This window comes from Bradyrhizobium sp. RD5-C2 (assembly GCF_019972155.1).
Classification (GTDB): Bacteria; Pseudomonadota; Alphaproteobacteria; order Rhizobiales; family Xanthobacteraceae; genus Bradyrhizobium.
This window is the reverse complement of record NZ_BOVL01000067.1, coordinates 87,192-104,341: the sequence shown is the minus strand read 5'-3', so window position 1 is coordinate 104,341 and position 17,150 is coordinate 87,192. Positions and strand designations below refer to the sequence as shown.

The 17,150-nt window shown below is 64.7% G+C and carries 18 protein-coding genes and 1 tRNA gene; 11 read left to right on the top strand and 8 right to left on the bottom strand.

All coding sequences use genetic code 11. The features are described from left to right. Nucleotides 1–509: 509 nt before the first annotated feature. Both BraRD5C2_RS39095 and BraRD5C2_RS39090 read right to left on the bottom strand, forming a co-directional pair. Nucleotides 510–689, bottom strand: a complete 180-nt coding sequence (locus BraRD5C2_RS39095) for a DUF1127 domain-containing protein (protein WP_223977794.1) — start codon at nucleotides 687–689, stop codon at nucleotides 510–512. 56 nt (nucleotides 690–745) lie between these two features. Continuing rightward, a complete protein-coding gene (locus BraRD5C2_RS39090) occupies nucleotides 746–2,161 on the bottom strand; it encodes an MFS transporter (RefSeq protein WP_223977792.1) in 1,416 nt (471 codons plus the stop codon). Between the two features lie 30 nt (nucleotides 2,162–2,191). Here BraRD5C2_RS39090 and BraRD5C2_RS39085 point away from each other — a divergent pair, with 30 nt between their 5' ends. Beyond that, a complete protein-coding gene (locus BraRD5C2_RS39085; protein ID WP_308444490.1) occupies nucleotides 2,192–3,163 on the top strand; it encodes an ArsR/SmtB family transcription factor in 972 nt (323 codons plus the stop codon). Between the two features lie 46 nt (nucleotides 3,164–3,209). Here BraRD5C2_RS39085 and BraRD5C2_RS39080 read toward each other — a convergent pair whose 3' ends face one another. The 3 genes from BraRD5C2_RS39080 to BraRD5C2_RS39070 all read right to left on the bottom strand — a co-directional run bounded on the left by BraRD5C2_RS39080 (nucleotide 3,210) and on the right by BraRD5C2_RS39070 (nucleotide 4,372). Then, nucleotides 3,210–3,716, bottom strand: coding sequence for a GNAT family N-acetyltransferase (locus tag BraRD5C2_RS39080; RefSeq protein ID WP_223977879.1), 507 nt, complete (start codon nucleotides 3,714–3,716; stop codon nucleotides 3,210–3,212). A gap of 147 nt (nucleotides 3,717–3,863) precedes the next feature. Further along, nucleotides 3,864–4,112 carry a GIY-YIG nuclease family protein gene (locus BraRD5C2_RS39075; RefSeq protein ID WP_223977790.1) on the bottom strand — a complete coding sequence of 83 codons (249 nt, stop codon included), beginning with the start codon at nucleotides 4,110–4,112 and terminating at the stop codon, nucleotides 3,864–3,866. A gap of 170 nt (nucleotides 4,113–4,282) precedes the next feature. Beyond that, nucleotides 4,283–4,372, bottom strand: a tRNA-Ser gene (locus tag BraRD5C2_RS39070). A gap of 211 nt (nucleotides 4,373–4,583) precedes the next feature. Here BraRD5C2_RS39070 and BraRD5C2_RS39065 point away from each other — a divergent pair. Further along, nucleotides 4,584–5,447, top strand: coding sequence for an alpha/beta fold hydrolase (locus tag BraRD5C2_RS39065; protein WP_223977787.1), 864 nt, complete (start codon nucleotides 4,584–4,586; stop codon nucleotides 5,445–5,447). A 210-nt stretch (nucleotides 5,448–5,657) separates the two neighbouring features. Here the strand turns inward: BraRD5C2_RS39065 and BraRD5C2_RS39060 are convergent, their stop codons facing one another. Together BraRD5C2_RS39060 and BraRD5C2_RS39055 are read right to left on the bottom strand one after the other, a co-directional pair. Continuing rightward, nucleotides 5,658–6,815 carry an ROK family protein gene (locus BraRD5C2_RS39060; protein WP_223977785.1) on the bottom strand — a complete coding sequence of 386 codons (1,158 nt, stop codon included), beginning with the start codon at nucleotides 6,813–6,815 and terminating at the stop codon, nucleotides 5,658–5,660. 109 nt (nucleotides 6,816–6,924) lie between these two features. Next, nucleotides 6,925–7,728 (bottom strand): SDR family NAD(P)-dependent oxidoreductase, encoded by an 804-nt coding sequence (locus BraRD5C2_RS39055; RefSeq protein ID WP_223977783.1) that lies wholly within the window; start codon nucleotides 7,726–7,728, stop codon nucleotides 6,925–6,927. A 124-nt stretch (nucleotides 7,729–7,852) separates the two neighbouring features. On the opposite strand from BraRD5C2_RS39055, the gene BraRD5C2_RS39050 reads away from it, so the two are divergent. From BraRD5C2_RS39050 to BraRD5C2_RS39035, 4 genes are all read left to right on the top strand, one after another. Next, on the top strand, nucleotides 7,853–8,803 hold the full coding sequence (locus tag BraRD5C2_RS39050; RefSeq protein WP_223977781.1) for a GlxA family transcriptional regulator: 951 nt from the start codon (nucleotides 7,853–7,855) through the stop codon (nucleotides 8,801–8,803). 255 nt (nucleotides 8,804–9,058) lie between these two features. Beyond that, nucleotides 9,059–9,538 carry a 50S ribosomal protein L21 gene (gene rplU, locus BraRD5C2_RS39045; protein ID WP_223977779.1) on the top strand — a complete coding sequence of 160 codons (480 nt, stop codon included), beginning with the start codon at nucleotides 9,059–9,061 and terminating at the stop codon, nucleotides 9,536–9,538. Nucleotides 9,539–9,630: 92 nt separating this feature from the next. Next, on the top strand, nucleotides 9,631–9,900 hold the full coding sequence (rpmA, locus tag BraRD5C2_RS39040; RefSeq protein WP_024583287.1) for a 50S ribosomal protein L27: 270 nt from the start codon (nucleotides 9,631–9,633) through the stop codon (nucleotides 9,898–9,900). Between the two features lie 169 nt (nucleotides 9,901–10,069). After that, complete coding sequence (locus BraRD5C2_RS39035; protein WP_223977777.1) at nucleotides 10,070–10,666, top strand: GNAT family N-acetyltransferase; 597 nt, start codon at nucleotides 10,070–10,072, stop codon at nucleotides 10,664–10,666. Nucleotides 10,667–10,857: 191 nt separating this feature from the next. Here the strand turns inward: BraRD5C2_RS39035 and BraRD5C2_RS39030 are convergent, their stop codons facing one another. After that, a complete protein-coding gene (locus BraRD5C2_RS39030; protein WP_223977775.1) occupies nucleotides 10,858–11,772 on the bottom strand; it encodes a DMT family transporter in 915 nt (304 codons plus the stop codon). Nucleotides 11,773–12,040: 268 nt separating this feature from the next. Here BraRD5C2_RS39030 and BraRD5C2_RS39025 point away from each other — a divergent pair, with 268 nt between their 5' ends. The 5 genes from BraRD5C2_RS39025 (at nucleotide 12,041) to BraRD5C2_RS39005 (ending at nucleotide 16,990) form a co-directional block, all read left to right on the top strand. Further along, nucleotides 12,041–12,520, top strand: a complete 480-nt coding sequence (locus tag BraRD5C2_RS39025) for a MaoC family dehydratase (protein WP_223977773.1) — start codon at nucleotides 12,041–12,043, stop codon at nucleotides 12,518–12,520. A gap of 101 nt (nucleotides 12,521–12,621) precedes the next feature. Beyond that, on the top strand, nucleotides 12,622–13,671 hold the full coding sequence (gene obgE / locus BraRD5C2_RS39020; protein ID WP_097675894.1) for a GTPase ObgE: 1,050 nt from the start codon (nucleotides 12,622–12,624) through the stop codon (nucleotides 13,669–13,671). Nucleotides 13,672–13,762: 91 nt separating this feature from the next. Continuing rightward, nucleotides 13,763–14,905, top strand: coding sequence for a glutamate 5-kinase (gene proB, locus BraRD5C2_RS39015; RefSeq protein ID WP_223977771.1), 1,143 nt, complete (start codon nucleotides 13,763–13,765; stop codon nucleotides 14,903–14,905). A gap of 123 nt (nucleotides 14,906–15,028) precedes the next feature. Continuing rightward, nucleotides 15,029–16,321: a glutamate-5-semialdehyde dehydrogenase gene (locus BraRD5C2_RS39010; protein ID WP_223977769.1), complete on the top strand. Its 1,293-nt coding sequence runs from the start codon at nucleotides 15,029–15,031 to the stop codon at nucleotides 16,319–16,321. 45 nt (nucleotides 16,322–16,366) lie between these two features. Continuing rightward, nucleotides 16,367–16,990, top strand: a complete 624-nt coding sequence (locus BraRD5C2_RS39005; protein WP_223977877.1) for a nicotinate-nucleotide adenylyltransferase — start codon at nucleotides 16,367–16,369, stop codon at nucleotides 16,988–16,990. Nucleotides 16,991–17,150: the final 160 nt, after the last annotated feature.

The window sequence follows — 17,150 nt, the reverse complement described above, 5'->3', positions numbered from 1 at the left end:
GCACCGCAGCCTGGCAATCAATGCACTTCACAAATTGATTTGCCCCGCCGGCCGCCGCCGGACAGCCCGAAAGGTGGCTGGCACTGTGCTCTGCCCACCCTTCGATTCCAGAGAGGTCGTCAAGCCACTCGGTTGTTGCCTCTCATCGTGCGGTTCGTCACGCCGCTCAAGTGTCACGAGGATAATCGATAAAACTTTAACGACAATCGAAACAGAAAATTAAGGTTACCGACGCGGGGTCGGACGCGGCTCCGTCAAAATATCGAAAACAACCCCATGCAAAGTAGCCGGCAGCGCTCCGGCCTGAGCGGCGGTCAATCGGAACAACGTCCTGCGGACGAAGGTGCGGGCGGCATGGCCGGGAACCCACGGTCCGAGCTACTAGACCAGGTGCGCATTCATAAATTTCGCAATATCTGCGGCGATCCGGATCGCGACTTCTCCGCGCGCTCCCGTCCATCTCGAACGAAGTTGGCTGGTACCCCCTCGCCAGAGGCAGCGGGTGCTATTCAAGCCCGCCAGAAGGGTTTCGCGACTTCCAGAGCGATGTCGCTCCAGGAAAGCCCGACATCATGCAAGTCGCGGTCGGTCCATTGCGCCAACTCGCGACGCCGCCGAACCCGGTCGCGCCAAGTGTGCAGGGTGTCGCTGACTTGCTTCACAAGACCCCAACCATGATGATTTGTCATCGACGCCCTGGTCTTCGGTCTCCGGGCACCACACGGGCTCGACCTGCACCTCCCCTTCATCGCCCCTGCTCTGCCCGGCCCTGCACGATCGCGATCGCACCGGCGAGCAGCACAGCGGCCGATATCACGAGCGAGGCATGCGCGCCTGCCATGAACGCGTTGTTGCCTCCGACCAGCGAACCGAACAGGGCAACGCCAACCACGCTGCCGGTCTGCCGCGCCGCGTTCAATACACCGGCGGCGATGCCGGATCGCGATTTCTCGACACTGCCGAGCAGCGTCGAGGTCAAGGACGGCACGACCAGCCCGAGCCCCCCGCCGAGGATGACGAGCTGAGCGCCGATCGCCCAGTAGCTGGTACCTGAGGCCATAGGCAGCAGCGCAACGCAGCCCGCGGCGGTGATCATACAAGCCAGCGCGATGGCTTGCGGCGCGCCAAGACGCTCGCTGACCGATGCGGCGATCAGGTTGGCGGGGAGCACCATCGCCATCATGGGTACGAAGGCGAGGCCCGTTGCGAACGGCGACCAGCCATTGACGTTCTGGAAGTAGAGACTGAGCACGAAGATCAGGCCGTAGAAGGCGATGTTGAAGAGAAGCCCGACCAGAGCGGTCAGCGCGAACATGCGATGGCGGAACAGCGACAGCGGCAGCATTGGTTGCAGCGCGCGTGCCTCGCGCCATACGAACAGGAGTCCGATTACGGCCGCCCCGGCGAAGCCCGCGATGACGAGCGGATGGCTCCAGCCGAGCACGCCGCCCTCTATCAGGGCGCCGGCCAGCGTGCCGAGGGTTGCAATCGCCGCGATCTGTCCCGGCAGATCAATCTCGCGCTGCGCGAGCCGCGGCGTCTCCTCGGCGTAACGCCAGGCGAGCCAAAGGCCGGCGGCGCCGATCGGCAAGTTGACAAGAAAGATCGCGCGCCAGCCGACCAGCGCGATCAGCGCGCCGCCAACCAGCGGCCCCGCAGTCAGTGCGACGCTCGCACCTGCGGCCCAGAAGCCGACCGCGCGGCCGCGCGCCTTCGGATCGGTATAGGCGTGATTGAGCAGCGTCAGCGAGTTCGGCACCAGGATTGCCGCCGCGAGGCCCTGCACGGAACGAGCAACGATCAGGAACATCGCCGACGGAGCCAATGCGCAGGCGAGCGAAGCCAACGTGAAGATTGCAAAGCCCCCTATGAATATCCGTTTGGCGCCAACGCGATCACCGAGCGCACCAGCGGTCAGAATGAAGGCGGCGAATGCGATGGTATAGGCGGTCACTACCCATTGCAGCTCGGCCACGCTGCCGCCGAGCGAGGTGCTGATGCTGCTCAGCGCGGTATTAACGATGGTGATGTCCAGCTGCACGATGCCGAGGCCGAGGCTCGTGGCGGCAAGCGCCAGCGCCGCGGCGAGAGGCGAACGGGATGACGCGCTGTCAGAGCCGACTTGCTCCGGCTGCCTTGTGTTGAGCGAAGTTGCTTGCATTGATCACACTCGGTTGTCTGTGAGATTTTGATGGCTCAGACCAGCGCGCTTTGCGATTATCATTCGAAGCCAATCGAGTACTTGGAGCCGCGAGACGATCTTTCGTCCCGTCGCGGCGATGCCTTTCGCTGCGGCTTGGTGTTGTCAGACAACCTATGTCCCGCGATTGAACCGGTCTTGCAGAAACACTACGGTCTTGGCCGAAGTATCCGTGCTTGGCACTGCGTCCTCGTCGGCGTAAAACAAGACATGGACACAGGACCCAAGATCGCCCAAGTCGCGGCACTCATCGGCGATCCGGCGCGCGCCAACATGCTCAGCGCGCTGATGGATGGTCGAACGTTGACCGCCTCGGAGCTGGCCTATGTGTCTGGCGTGGCGCCGCAGACTGCGAGTGGCCATCTTGCGAAACTCAGCGACGCTGGATTGCTTGCGCTCGCAAAGCGGGGCCGGCGACGATATTTCCGCCTGGCCTCTCCGCACGTCGCGCGCGTGCTGGAAGGTCTCATGGTCGTGGCGCAGGAAGGCCCCGCCCGGCGCGATCTCTGGCGCGGCGGAGAGACACTCCGACACGCGCGCACGTGCTATGACCACATGGCCGGCCGCATCGCCGTCGCGATCGCCGACCGGCTTGTCCAGCAGTCGTTTGTTCTGCTCGACGAGGATGGCGGACAACTGACCGATGCCGGTCGGTCATTCTTCGATGAGTTCGGCGTTGATCTTCACCTCGCCTCCAGGCGCAGGGTGTTCTGTCGCCCCTGTCTCGACTGGAGCGAGCGCCGGCCGCATCTGGCCGGGGCACTCGGCGCGGCCATCCTTCATCACGCTCTCGAGCACGATTGGGTTGAGCATGTCCGGGATAGCCGCGCGCTCGTCGTGACGCCTGCTGGTGTTAGAGGACTTGCCACAACGTTCGGCATCGAGGGCGCCCCCTCGAGGGACGGCCGCGAAGGGCAGGTTGCATCACTCTCCAGAGGCCGGGTAGCGGCCTTCTCGGGTTGAGTCAGATCCAACGCGTCCGATACCCGGAGCAAGTTCAGATCGCGCTTCACGCATCTCCACGCGGCGGCCGATAGCGGTAGACGAGATCATGCGGATCGTCCCTCGGCGCTGACGGATCGAGCTCGCCGCCCAATCGCTTCGCCACCGCGGCGGACATCGCGTTGTCAGGCGACATGTAGCTGACCAGCGAAGACAGCTTCAGCGTCGCAAAGGACCAGTCGCGCAAGGCGAGCGCCGCTTCGGTGGCGTAGCCGTGTCCCTCGTGTCCGTCATAGAGCAACCAACCGAGTTCCTTCTCCGGAAACAGCGGCCAATGGTTGATGCCGACCTGGCCGACGCACTGCCTCGAGGCTGTGAGCTCGATCGTCAGCGCGCCATGGCCGAACAACCGCCAGCACGCCAGGTCGTGGCAAAACATCCCCCACGCCGCACGCACATCGAACGGACCGCCCATGCCGGCGGAGCGCGGCGAAGCCAGGAACGCGAGGTAAGCGGGGAAGTCCTCGACCACCTGCGGTCGAAGCGTCAGGCGAGCGGTCGAGATCGTTGGAATGTCAGGGGGACATGGCTAATCGTCACGCGGCGCGGACCGGATCACGGCCAGCCGCGTCGTCCTCGTCCGGCATAGCAGGATACGAACGTATGCCTCGTTGCTGTTTGATACGTAAATCAAAAACTGGCTGCTGCGCCGCGGCGCGCGCTAGTCTGACTTTCCAAGAAAGCGCTTCTTTGCAAACGCCTTACCGGAGCCGGATTTGAAATAGCGCTCGAGTTCGCGCGCCGTTCGTTCATGCGATACCGCGACGTAGGAACACAGGACGATCGGCAGGAAGTTGCGCGTGGAGACGACATGCCCTTGCTGGTGGGACGCGATCCTGCGGCGAAGATCATTGGTCGAGCCGACATAGATGTCGCCGTTATTTAGCTCGAGAAAGTAGACGTACCACAAGCGATGCCCCCCTGCGCTTCTCACGGACCTTCGGGAGACGTTCTTCACGCGTCAAGTAGCAGCCGACTATGCCGAGACAGTCTCCCTGCGCTTCGCCGAAGCTTCGGGAGACACCCTTCGCCCTGGTCAGAAAGGGTGGCCTGCCACCCGAAGCCCGGCAGGGCGAAGGGTGGCGGAGAGGGGGGGATTCGAACCCCCGATAGGCTTGCACCTATGCCGCATTTCGAGTGCGGTACAATCAACCACTCTGCCACCTCTCCAGCGGCCCAGGTGATTTGCACCACCCGCGGTCGGGCGTGTTCTAGGCGAGGATGGCGGGACAGACAAGGCGCTGCAATAATATTTCCGCCACCGGCGCCTCGCGCCAACGAAGCGCCGGGTGGCGCAAGAAAGCGCGCGGAAACAATGCGCTAGCGGGACGGTTCGGGTCCGGTCGGCGCACGGGCGAAGCAAAAGCAGCAGGAGCGGCCCATGGAGCATGTGACGATTCGAGCCAACGGGGCGGCGTTCCACGTCGCGCGGACCGGCAACGGGCCGCCGCTGCTGCTGTTGCACGGCTGGCCGGAATTCTGGCTGACCTGGAAGCCGGTCATGGCGCGGCTCGCCGACCGTTACACCCTGATCGCGCCCGACCTGCGCGGCTTCGGCGACAGCGACAAGCCGCAAGGCTCGTTTGGCCCCGATCAACATACCGACGACATGCTGGCGCTGCTGGACGCACTTGGTATCGACAAGGCGGGCGTGGTCGGCCACGACGTCGGCGGCGCGGTGATGCAGCCGCTCGCCCGCAAGGCGCCCGGGCGCATCGCCGGGCTGTTCTTCTTCGATTTCGTCTACCCCGGCATCGGGCCGCGGATGGCCGCGCCGGACCGGCTGAACCACATCTGGTACCAGTCGTTCCATCAGATGGAGATGGCGCCCGCGCTGGTCGGGGCGAACAGAGAGACCTGCCGCACGTATATCGGCCATTTCCTGCACAACTGGACGCATCGCAAGGCCGCGTTCGACGACGTGATCGAGGACTTCGCCGACAACTTCTACAAGCCGGGCAACCTCGCCGGCGGCTTTGCTCATTATCGCGCGTCGCATGCGGGCCGCGTGAAGATGATGCAAGGCGAAGCGCCCGTGCTGCCGCCGATCACGCTGCCGACCTGCATCCGCTGGGCCGAGCACGACCCGCTGTTTCCCTATGCCTGGACCGACCGGCTGGGCGAGACCTTCTCGAATCTGGACCTGAAGATGTTTCCCGATGTCGGGCACTTCCCGCATCGCGAGGACCCCGACCGCGCCGCCGCCGAGATCGCCGGCTTCTTCGGGCGGATCAATTGGAAGTAGAAATTGGTGGGACCGCCAGGACGCGACAAAAACTGGCGGTCCCGTGCCGCTTCTCAATATTGCCGGCCGGGAAGTGCGGCTTCGCCGGTCGGCGGGAGCGACGCCTTCACGGTAGCGGCCGGGGCCCAAACGGCAACGCGAACCCGATCTTAACCTAACCGATCAACCTTACCGGGCGATCGGCTGCGCCCAAGCGTCTCAGGCAGCGTCTCAGGCGTCAGCCTTCTTGGCTTTCTTGGCCTTTTTCTCGCTCTTTTCGCCCTCGTCGTCCTTGGCCCTTTTCTCGGCCTTCTTGTCGTCCTTGCCGTTGTCTTTCTTGCGATTGGTGTAGCGGGCATTGCCGAGCCCGGTTCCGATCGTCAGCACGCCCCAACGCGTGACATCCTGCATGAACGGGACTTCGGCCAGTCCCTGCGCCACGCCGTCATTGTGCATCACGATCGCGGTGTCATGATCGCCGATCTGCGGGATCGCCTCGACCAGGCTCGCCGGCAGGTTGAATTTGCTGCTCTCCCAATTACCCGGCAGATTCTGTGCGCCCTTCTCGATCGAACCGTCCTCGTTGATGACGCCGGGACAGGAGATGCCGATGAACGGCGCGAGCTTGAGGTTCTCCTTCTCGGCGGCGGTGATCAGATCCTTCAGCATCTTCACCAGCCGTTTCACCGCGCCTTCGCGCGTCGGCTCGTCGTCGGCATGGCGCCACAGCTCCGATTTCCAGACCGTGGCCTTGGAGAGATCGGGCGCCTTCTTCCAGCGCGTCTCGACGACGCCGCAGCGGATATTGGTGCCGCCGATATCGACGGCGAGCATGCCGTCATGGGCCTCGAAAATCCACGACGGCGCCAGATGCAGCGTGCCGATCAGCCCGGCATCATCGGGATGAAAGCGGATCGGCACCATGTCGACCTTGAAATCCTCCGACTTCAGGATGATGTCGGTGCGCGCGATGGCAAGCTCGCCGAGCCTGGAGTCGCGAAAGCCGCCGCCGACCACGATGCGCTCGGTCTTGGCCCAGGCCTTGGTGCCGAGGAAGCGCCGCGTCACATAGGCGAGCTCCTGCGCAAACTCCTCGATCGCGCTGTGCACGACCGCGGAGGCCTCGGTGTCGTCGCCGACCAGCAATTCGTCGAGCTTCTTCTTGCTGATCTGGTCCGACGGCTCGTCGCCGAACGGATCCTCGTCCGATTTGCGCAGCGGCTTGCGCCAGCGGTCGAGGATCTTGCGGAAAGCGCCCTTGGAGGCGCGATCGCCGAGAAAGCCCTCGTCGTCCTTCAGCTCGATGTTGAAGCTGTCGATGTCGACGGATGGCAGCCGCGCGGCACCGTGGTGCGCGATTCCCGTGGTCAGTCCGGTGTCTTCAGCCATTCGCCCTGCCCGCTTGAGGTTCCCAGCACTAACGACTGGGAACTCAAATGGTTGCGTCCCGCACTGCGGCGCTCGGCCGGCGCGCGGGACGCAATGATCGCAGGGGGCGTCAGGCGGCCTTCACCCCGTAGCGGGCCGCGGGCGTGCTGCGCGACAGGTTCGGCATCAGCTTCTGGCGGGCCGCCTCATAGGCCTGCCAATCCGCAGCCTCCGGCAGCGACGGCACGGTGAAGACCTCGCCCTGGTCGAGGCCGGCCAGCGCAGCGTTCACCATGTCCTCGGCCTTCATCACGATCTCGCCGGGCAGATGCGCGACCGGCGTGCCGGCGACGTCCCAGAACTCGGTGGCGGTGGCACCCGGCAGCACGGCCTGGACGCGAATGTTCTTGTCCTTCAGCTCGTGCTGCAGCGAGTGGGTCAGCGCCAACACGAACGCCTTGCTGCCGCCGTAGACGCCGTTGAGCAGTTCCGGCTGGACGCCGACGACCGAGGCGATGTTGATGATGGTGCCGCCGCCGCGCGCGACGAATCCCGGCACCGCCGCATAGGTGAGGCGCATCAACGCGTCGACGTTGAGCGCGATCATGTCGCTCATCTTGTCGACATCGGATGCGAGCAGCGGCGCGGTGGCACCGACGCCGGCGTTGTTCACCAGCACGCTGATGCCTTCGTTGCTGCGCAGAATGGATTCGATCCGCGACACATCGGCACGCTTGCTGAGGTCGGCGGCGACGATCTCGATCGATCGGCCTGTCTCCGTCGCGAGACGCTTGGCGAGCCCATCGAGGCGCTCACGGTTACGTGCAACGAGGATCAGATCGTAGCCACGCCGTGCGAGCCGGTCCGCGTAGATGGCACCGATTCCGGACGACGCACCGGTAACGAGCGCCGTGCCCTTGGCTGACTTGGTCATGTTGGTCTCCTGTTTGACCTGAACGGCCGGACTTGGCCGTTGCTCAGGTTCTACAGGCCCCCTTGCATGTCTCAAATGTCACATATACACCTTTTTAGGACACAGGCTGCGGTTGGAGAGTTCCATGCAGGAGATCGGCTTTGTCGTCTTTCCGGAGTTCCAAGTGATGGGCTTTACCGCCATCACCGCCTTCGAGGTCGCCAATTTGATCGCAGGCGCGCCCTTCTATGAGGTCACGCTGCTGTCGGAGAACGGTGGACCGGTGCGGTCATCCGCCGGCTTCAATGTCGAAACCGAAGCCTTTGGCGATCGCAGCTTCGACACGGTCTTCATCGGCGCCGGCCACGAGCTTCATCCGGCATCGGCGAAGTTGATCGACTACATGCGGCGCGCCATGACGACATCGCAGCGCATCGCCGCGCCCTGCATCGGCGCCTTCTCACTGGCTGAAGCCGGCCTGCTCGACGGCCGGCGCGTCTCCACGCACTGGCAATTCGCCCCGGAATTGCAGGCCCGATTTCCCGGGCTCAAGGTCGAGCAGGACCGCATCTACATCGTCGACGGGCCGATCTGGACCTCGGCCGGCATGACCGCGACGATCGATCTGGCGCTGGCGATGATCGAGCATGATTTGGGCGTCGAGGTCGCCCGTTCGGTGGCCCGCAAGCTCGTCGTCTATCACCGCCGCACCGGCGGACAGTCGCAGTTCTCGGCGCTGCTCGAGCTCGACCCGAAATCCGACCGCATCCAGAACGCCCTGCACTACGCCAAGGCGCATCTGCGCAACGAGCTCTCGGTCGAGGAATTGGCCGAGGTGGCTCGGCTCAGTCCGCGCCAGTTCAGCCGCGCCTTCCGCGCCGAGACCGGCCAGTCGCCGGCCAAGGCGATCGAGCAGCTCCGGGTCGAGGCGGCGCGCGAACTGATCGGCGATGGCCGCCATTCGATGGACGAAATTGCCGTCGAGACCGGCTTTGCCGACCGCGAACGGATGCGGCGGGCGTTCCTGCGGGTGCTGGGCCAGCCGCCCCAGACCATCCGCCGGCACGCGCGAGCCGCGGCAAAGACCGCGGCCTGAGGGGCAATCCGGGCCAAAATCGTGCCAAACCCTTCATTTTTGGCCGGTTTTTGCCCTGCTTTACCTTGACTCCGCGTCGTCAGCAGCTATAAGTCCGCCCATCCGGCGCGGAGTTTTCTCGCGCCGATTGTTTTTGTGCGATCCAGTTTGGGAATTCATTCCCTTCGCGCGAAACACATAACCCATAGCGACTGAACAAAAAGCCGACCCGGGCTAACCGTCCGAGGCCGGAACCGAACACGAAGGAATCAAACGATGTTCGCAGTCATCAAAACCGGCGGCCGGCAGTACCGTGTCGTTCCGAATGATGTACTCGAGATTGGCAAGATCGCCGGCGATGTCGGCACGATCGTGCAGCTAGGCGAAGTTCTGGTGCTCGGCGGTGACACGCCGGTGCTGGGAACGCCCACCGTGGCAGGCGCCACCGTTGCGGCCGAAGTGCTGCAGCACAAGCGCGGCGCCAAGGTGATCGCGTTCAAGAAGCGTCGCCGCAAGAATTCACGCCGCAAGCGCGGCTATCGCGACGAACTCACGGTGCTTCGCATCACCGAGATCCTCGCCGATAACGCCAAGCCGACCGTCGGCCCGCGGCCGAAGAAGGAAAAGGTCGCAGCGCCCGCCGATGATGGCGAGGACGCAGCACCGAAGGCGGCCAAGAAGAAGGCGCCCGCAAAGGCGCCGGCCGCGAAAAAGGCTCCGGCCAAGAAGGCCGCGGCGAAGAGCGAGAAGAAGTGATCGTCGCGCTTTCAGATTTGAAGCGTGACAAAACGTGAAATGATTCCGTCAAGGAATTGATCTAGAGATCAAAGCGAAGTCGGAGACGAGCTATGGCTCATAAAAAAGCAGGCGGTTCATCGCGCAACGGACGTGATTCCAAGGGCAAGCGCCTTGGCATCAAGGCGTTCGGTGGCGAGCGTGTGATCCCCGGAAACATCATCGCGCGTCAGCGCGGCACCACCTGGCATCCTGGCCTTAATGTCGGCATGGGCACCGATCATACTCTCTTCGCCAAGGTCGAGGGTCATGTCGAGTTCCGTGCCAAAGCCAATGGCCGCACTTTCATCTCGGTTATTCCGATGGCAGAGGCGGCCGAGTAGACGGTGGACGCACATGAGTCCGCCGGGTCCTGTTGAACCGGCGGAGTCGTAAAGGGCTCTAAGGGGAGGCGGGATGACCGGCCTCCCCTTTTCGTTGCGCGCGATCCGGTTCGACCGCGCGTGACGTTCCAAGCGTTGCGTACCGATTGTCGCATCACAGGAGCTCGACATGTTGCAGGACATCCCGACGCCGACCTTGCGCGAGGCAAGAGCTTGCGTCCTCGAGACCGAACGGCTGACCTTGCGCAAGCCGACGCTCGCGGACGTAAAAGCGATCGCACGCCTCGCCAATGACCGCCGCATCGCGGAGAACACCCGCCGCCTGCCGCATCCCTATACCCAGGACGACGCCATCGACTTCGTGCGCGCGCTCGGCGCCGGCGGACGCGAAACCGTTTTCCTGATCGAGAACAATCACACCCCGATCGGCATGGTCGGCATCGACTGGCGCGAGGAGACCGCGGCCGAGCTCGGCTACTGGCTCGGCGTCGACCATTGGGGCCAGGGTTTTGGCACCGAGGCCGCGCGCGCCGTGATCGATTATTTCTTCGAGGAATTCGACCGCGACCAGCTGATCGCGGGCGCCCGCGTCGTCAACCCGTCGTCGCGCAATATCCTCGAGAAGTGCGGCTTCCAGTGGAGCGGCGTCGAGCTGCACCGCTTCGAAGCGCTGGGCTCATCGAGCCCGGTCGATGCCTTCCGGCTGTCGCGCGGCGTCTGGGCTTCGCTGAAGAGCTGGAACAACTCGACCCGGCGACGGAGCTGAGGCCTCTCCGACCTTCACCCTCCCCTGGAGGGGGAGGGTCGCTGGGCATGCAGCGGAGCGGAATGCGCAGCGGGGCGGGGTGACGGTCTCTCCGCTCGGACGCTGCCCGAGTTGAGAGATCACCCCACCCCGTCTCACATTTCGCTGCGCTCAATGTGATCCGACCCTCCCCCTCCAGGGGAGGGTAAGAATCACGCCGGCGGATTGATCGCGGAGTCGGTGCGCCCCAGCTGCTGCTCGCGCACGAAGATGTAGAGGCCGGCCGCGATGATGATTGCGGCGCCGATGATCGTGGCCCAGGACGGCACGTCGCCGAACACCACGAAGCCGAAGATCACTGCCCAGACGATCATCGAATACTGGTACGGCACCACCACGCTCGCCGGCGCGAGTTTCAGCGACCGATTCACGCACAGCAGCGCCGCGACCGAGATGATGCCGGCGGTAAAGAACAGCACGAGGCTGCCGGCCGATGGCGTCACCCAGCCGATCGGCGAGAGCACGAGGCCGAGGATGAAGGTGCCGCCGAATTGCGTGGTCGCGAGCACGATGTCGGGCGTTGCGCGCAGCGAGCGCGTGATCAGCATCAGCACCGCAAACGACAGGCTGCCGCCGAGCGCGATCATCGCCGGCCAGCTGATGGTCTGCGCCGATGGCCTGAGCGCAATCAGCACCCCGCAAAAACCGACCAGGATCGCGGTCCAGCGCCGCCAGCCGATATGCTCGCCGAGCACCAGGCCCGACATCGCGGTGACGAAGATCGGTCCGGCCAAATAGTAGGTGATGACGTCGGCGAGCGGCAGATAGACGGTCGCGAGGAAGAACGCCGCGACCTCCAGCGTCGACAGCGTGACCCGCAGCAATTGCAGCCACGGCCGCTCCAGATGCAGGAAATCCGCGCGCCGCTTCCACACGATCGGCAGCAGCACGAGCAGCGCCGCGCAGGCGCGCAGCCACAGCAATTGCCCGACCGAATAGGTGGCGACGAGGAATTTGCCCATCGCGTCGCCGAACGAGAACATGAAGATCGACAGCAGCATCAGGCCAATGCCGGCAAGCCGCGCCGATCGATCGTCGTAGGAGGACAGTTTTGCGAACAGGCTCATTGTTCTCTTGTTGTCGCCGCCTCTGAGTCGGGCGGTCCTGTCGCCGGTTTTACCGACGTCGTTGCGCAGGACAACCCCGGCGGCGGTAGATCGAACCAATTGTCGCAGTCGGGCGCCTGCGCTACCGGTAGAGCGTATTCGAGCGAAGTGGGTACCGGTTCGCGTGAAGAAAACGCGTCAAAACAAGAATCTAGAGCCCCGTTCCGATTCAGTCGGAACAGGATAGGCTCCAGGACAGCCATTCAAGAAGCAGAGCAGGAAACGCCGCATGAGCGAATTCGACCCCACCCAGCATCGCATGGTCTCCGCACAGCGGTGGTTCGAGGATTTCGTGCTCGGCGAGCGCTTCGTGATTCCGAGCCGGACCCAGACCTCGGCGGTATTCGCGGCGTTCCAGACCGCCAGCGGCGACACCCATCCGATCCATTACGACGTCGAATATTGCCGCACGCGCGGCATGCCGGACCTGCTCGCGCACGGCTTCCAGACCCTGGTGCACACCGCGCCCGGCGCCGGGCTGTTTCCCTATGTCGTGGAGGAGTCGCTGATCGGTTTCCTGGAACAGTCGAGCAAGTTCCTGAAACCGGTCTATGCCGGCGATACCATCTACCCGGCGCTGGAGGTGATCGAGCTCGTCCCGGGTAAGACCACCGGCGTCGTAACGCTGCGCTCGACCGTGCACAACCAGCGCCGCGAGCTGGTGCTGGAGGGGATGCAGAAATTCCTGGTCCGGCGGCGCCCTGTTTAGCGCCAAGGGCCGCAAAAAGGCCCGAAAATTAAGGCTTTTCGCCGAAGTCGGCGCGCTTGCGGGTTGCCGCAGGGACCGGCCTGCCCTAACTAGTACGGATCATGAAATTCCTCGATGAAGCCAAGGTCTATATTCGCTCCGGCGACGGCGGCAACGGCTGCGTCGCGTTCCGGCGCGAGAAGTTCATCGAGTTCGGCGGCCCCTCCGGCGGCAATGGCGGCCGCGGCGGCGACGTCATCATCGAGGCCGTCGACGGGCTGAACACGCTGATCGACTACCGCTACCAGCAGCACTTCAAGGCGCCAAAAGGCACCAACGGCATGGGCAAGGACCGCCACGGCGCCAACGGCAAGTCGATCGTGCTGAAAGTGCCTGTCGGCACCCAGGTGTTCGACGAGGACCGCGAGACGCTGCTGCACGATTTCACCGAACTTGGCGAGAAATTCGTGCTGGCTGAAGGCGGCAATGGCGGCTTCGGCAATGCGCATTTCAAGTCTTCCACCAACCGCACGCCGCGCAACGCCAATCCCGGCGCGCCGGGTGAGGAGCGCTGGATCTGGCTGCGGCTGAAGCTGATCGCCGATGCCGGCCTGGTCGGCCTGCCCAATGCTGGCAAATCGACCTTCCTCTCGGTGGTCAGCGCGGCGCGGCCGAAGATCGCCGACTATCCCTTCACCACGCTGCATCCGCAGCTCGGCGTCGTGAACTACGGCGGCCGCGAATTCGTGCTCGCCGATATCCCCGGCCTGATCGAAGGCGCGCATGAGGGCGCGGGCCTCGGCGATCGTTTCCTCGGCCATGTCGAGCGCTGCCGGGTGCTGCTGCATCTGGTCGATGCGACCTGCGAGCATGCCGGCAAGGCCTACAAGACGGTGCGCACCGAGCTTGAAGCCTACGAAGGCCATCTCGCCGACAAGATCGAGATCGTCGCGCTCAACAAGATCGACGCGGTCGAGCCGGACGAGTTGAAGAAGCAGAAGGACCGCCTCAAGCGGGCAGCGAAGAAGACGCCGCTGCTGATCTCGGGCGTGACCGGCGCAGGCGTGCAGGACGCGCTGCGCGCGCTGGTCGAGGTGATCGGCGAGGCGCCGGTGTCGAACAAGGCCAAGGCTCAGTCGGAACCGTGGGCGACGCCGCTGCCGCAGGGTTGAACGGCAAGTCCGAACAACGCCTGCGCCTCACAAGCACTTCCAAGCCACCTCGTGGCGCATACTGCCTCCACCTTCCTGCCAGACCGAACCCATGAAACGCCCCGCGCTCAAGAACTTTCGCCGTATCGTCGTCAAGGTCGGCTCGTCGCTATTGGTCGACTCGCAGGCCGGCGAAGTCCGCGCATCCTGGCTCGCCGCGCTGGTCGACGACATCGCAAAGCTCCACAAGCGAGGCTGCGAGGTCATGGTGGTGTCGTCGGGCTCGATCGCGCTCGGCCGCAGCCGCCTGAAGTTGCCGCGCGGCCCGCTGAAGCTCGAAGAGAGCCAGGCTGCCGCCGCGGTCGGCCAGATCGCGCTGGCGCGGACCTGGTCGGAGGTGCTCGGCCATCACGGCATCGGCGCCGGACAGATCCTCGTGACGTTGCAGGATACCGAGGAGCGCCGCCGCTATCTCAATGCGCGCTCGACCATCGCCAAACTGCTGGAATGGGGCGCGGTGCCCGTGATCAACGAGAACGACACGGTCGCAACCACCGAGATCCGCTACGGCGACAATGATCGCCTCGCCGCCCGCGTCGCCACCATGGCGAGCGCGGATCTGTTGATCCTGCTGTCCGATATCGACGGCCTCTACACCGCGCCGCCCGCGGTCGATCCCGATGCGAAATTGATCCCGGTGGTCGAGAGCATCACCTCGGAGATCGAGGGGATGGCCGGCTCAGCCGGCTCCGAACTGTCGCGCGGCGGCATGACCACCAAGATCGAGGCTGCGAAGATCGCGACCACCGCCGGCACCCACATGCTGATCGCCTCCGGCAAGATCGAGCATCCCTTGCAGGCGATCGCCGACGGCGGCCGCTGCACCTGGTTCCTGACCCCGGCCAATCCCGTCACGGCGCGCAAGCGCTGGATCGCGGGCTCGCTCGAGCCGAAGGGCACGCTGACCATCGATGCCGGCGCGGTGGCGGCGCTGCGCGCCGGCAAGAGCCTGCTGCCGGCCGGCGTGATCCGGGTCGACGGCCAGTTCGCCCGCGGCGATGCCGTGGTCGTGCGCGGCCCCGATACCCATGAGATCGGCCGCGGCCTGGTCGCCTACGACGCCGAGAACGCCGAGAAGATCAAGGGCCGCTCCTCGCCCGACGTGATGGCCATTCTGGGCATCAGCGGCCGCTCCGAGATGATCCACCGCGACGACCTCGTGATCGGCCCAGCCGGCGCGATCCCGGCCAAGTAGGCCGTCGGGTAGGCCATTGGCCGAGCGGGGCAGCCTGCCGCCCACCTGCCATGCCGGTTCCGCGCCTCGCCACCCCTCAATTGCCATGCTAGAACATGGCCTTAATCGAAAGCCGGGACTTCCATGAGCGCCCCCCTGAAGGCGATCGACGGCAACGCCGATCTCGCCGCCCTGATGACCGACCTTGCCGCCAAGGCGCGCGCCGCCGCGCGCGTGCTGGCGCTGGCGCCGCCGGAGCAGAAGAACCGGGCGCTCGCCGCAATCGAGCGCGCGATCCGCGCCAACGCACCGGCCATTCTCGCCGCCAATGCCGAGGACGTCGCCGAGGCGCGCGCGGGTGGCATGACCTCCGCTTTCGTCGACCGCCTGACGCTGACGCCGGCGCGCGTCGACGGCATGGCCGATGGCGTTGCAACCGTGCGCGAGATTGTCGATCCGGTCGGCGTCGTCACCGAAAGCTGGCAGCGGCCGAACGGCATGACCATCGAACGCGTCCGCGTGCCGCTCGGCGTGATCGGCGTGATCTTCGAAAGCCGCCCCAACGTCGCCGCCGACGCCGGCGTGCTGTGCCTGAAATCCGGCAACGCCGTGATCCTGCGCGGCGGCTCCGACAGCTTCCGATCCTGCCGCGCGATCCATGATTGCCTGGTACAGGGGCTGCGTGAAGCCGGCCTGCCCGAGGCCGCGATCACCCTGGTGCCGACCCGTGACCGCACAGCCGTCGGCCTGATGCTGACGGGATTGAACGGCGGCATCGACGTGATCGTGCCGCGCGGCGGCAAGAGCCTGGTCGCACGCGTCGAGGCGGAGGCACGCGTTCCGGTGTTCGCGCATCTGGAAGGCGTCAACCACATCTATGTCGATGCCAGCGCCAGGCTCGATATGGCCAAGGCGGTCGTGCTGAACGCCAAGATGCGCCGTCCCGGCGTCTGCGGCGCCGTCGAGACCCTGCTGATCGATCGCAACGCTGCCGCGACGAAGCTGAAACCGCTGGTCGAGCTGTTGATCGATGCCGGTTGCGAGGTGCGCGGCGACGACATCGTGCAAGGCGCCGATGCCAGGGTGAAGCCCGCATCCGACGAGGACTGGAACACCGAATATGAGGACGCGATCATCTCGGCGAAGATCGTCAGCAGTCTCGATGAAGCGATCGCGCATATTCAAAATCACGGCTCGCATCACACCGATGCGATCGTGACGGAAGATGCCGCCGCCGCGCAGAGATTCCTCAATGAAGTCGACTCCGCGATCGTGCTGCACAACGCCTCGACCCAGTTCGCCGACGGCGGCGAGTTCGGCTTCGGCGCCGAGATCGGAATTGCCACCGGCAAATTCCACGCCCGCGGGCCGGTCGGCGCCGAGCAACTGACGAGCTTCAAGTACCGCGTCCACGGCACCGGGCAGACACGGCCGTGATCATTGTCGCACGCGCACGGTAGACCATTGCAACAAGCTTCCACCGTGCCGTCATCCCCAGCCCAGGCGCTTCCGTTCTATACCAACGGCATGCGCATCGGGCTGCTCGGCGGCTCGTTCAATCCGCCGCACGCCGCGCATCGCGCCATCAGCCAGTTCGCGCTCAAGCGTTTGCAACTCGACCGCGTGTGGTGGTTGCTGACGCCGGGCAATCCGCTGAAGAACCATGACGGCCTGCATGCGCTCAACGAGCGCGCCGCGGCTGCACGACGAGTTGCCGACGATCCGCGCATCGACATCAGTTGTCTCGAAGCTGTCATCGGTGTTCGCTACACTGTCGACACGATCATCCACTTGCGCCGCCGTGTCTCCGGCGTGCACTTCGTCTGGATCATGGGCGCTGACAATCTCGCGCAATTTCATCGCTGGAAAGATTGGCGGCGCATCGCGTCCGATGTGCCGATTGCCGTGATCGACCGTCCGCCCCAGAGTTTCCGCGCCCTTGCCGCACCGGCGGCGCAGGCGCTCATGCGCTATCGCTTGCCCGAAAATCAGGCGACACGGCTGGCCGATCAGCAGGCGCCGGCCTGGGTGTTCCTGACAGGAATGAAATCCAATCTGTCTTCGACCGGACTGCGGAACCCGGACGGGAGCTGGAGAACGGCGTGAGGCGTAAAAGGGTTACTGGAATATTGAAACCATTAACCCCACATGCGTAGAATGGTGCGTGGGGCCGGATTCGGCACCCGCGATACAGTGAAAGGAATGGTCCCTGGCCACATCTGTATTGTCAAAGTCTGTTTTACCCAAGGTTCCAAAGACTGCGCGT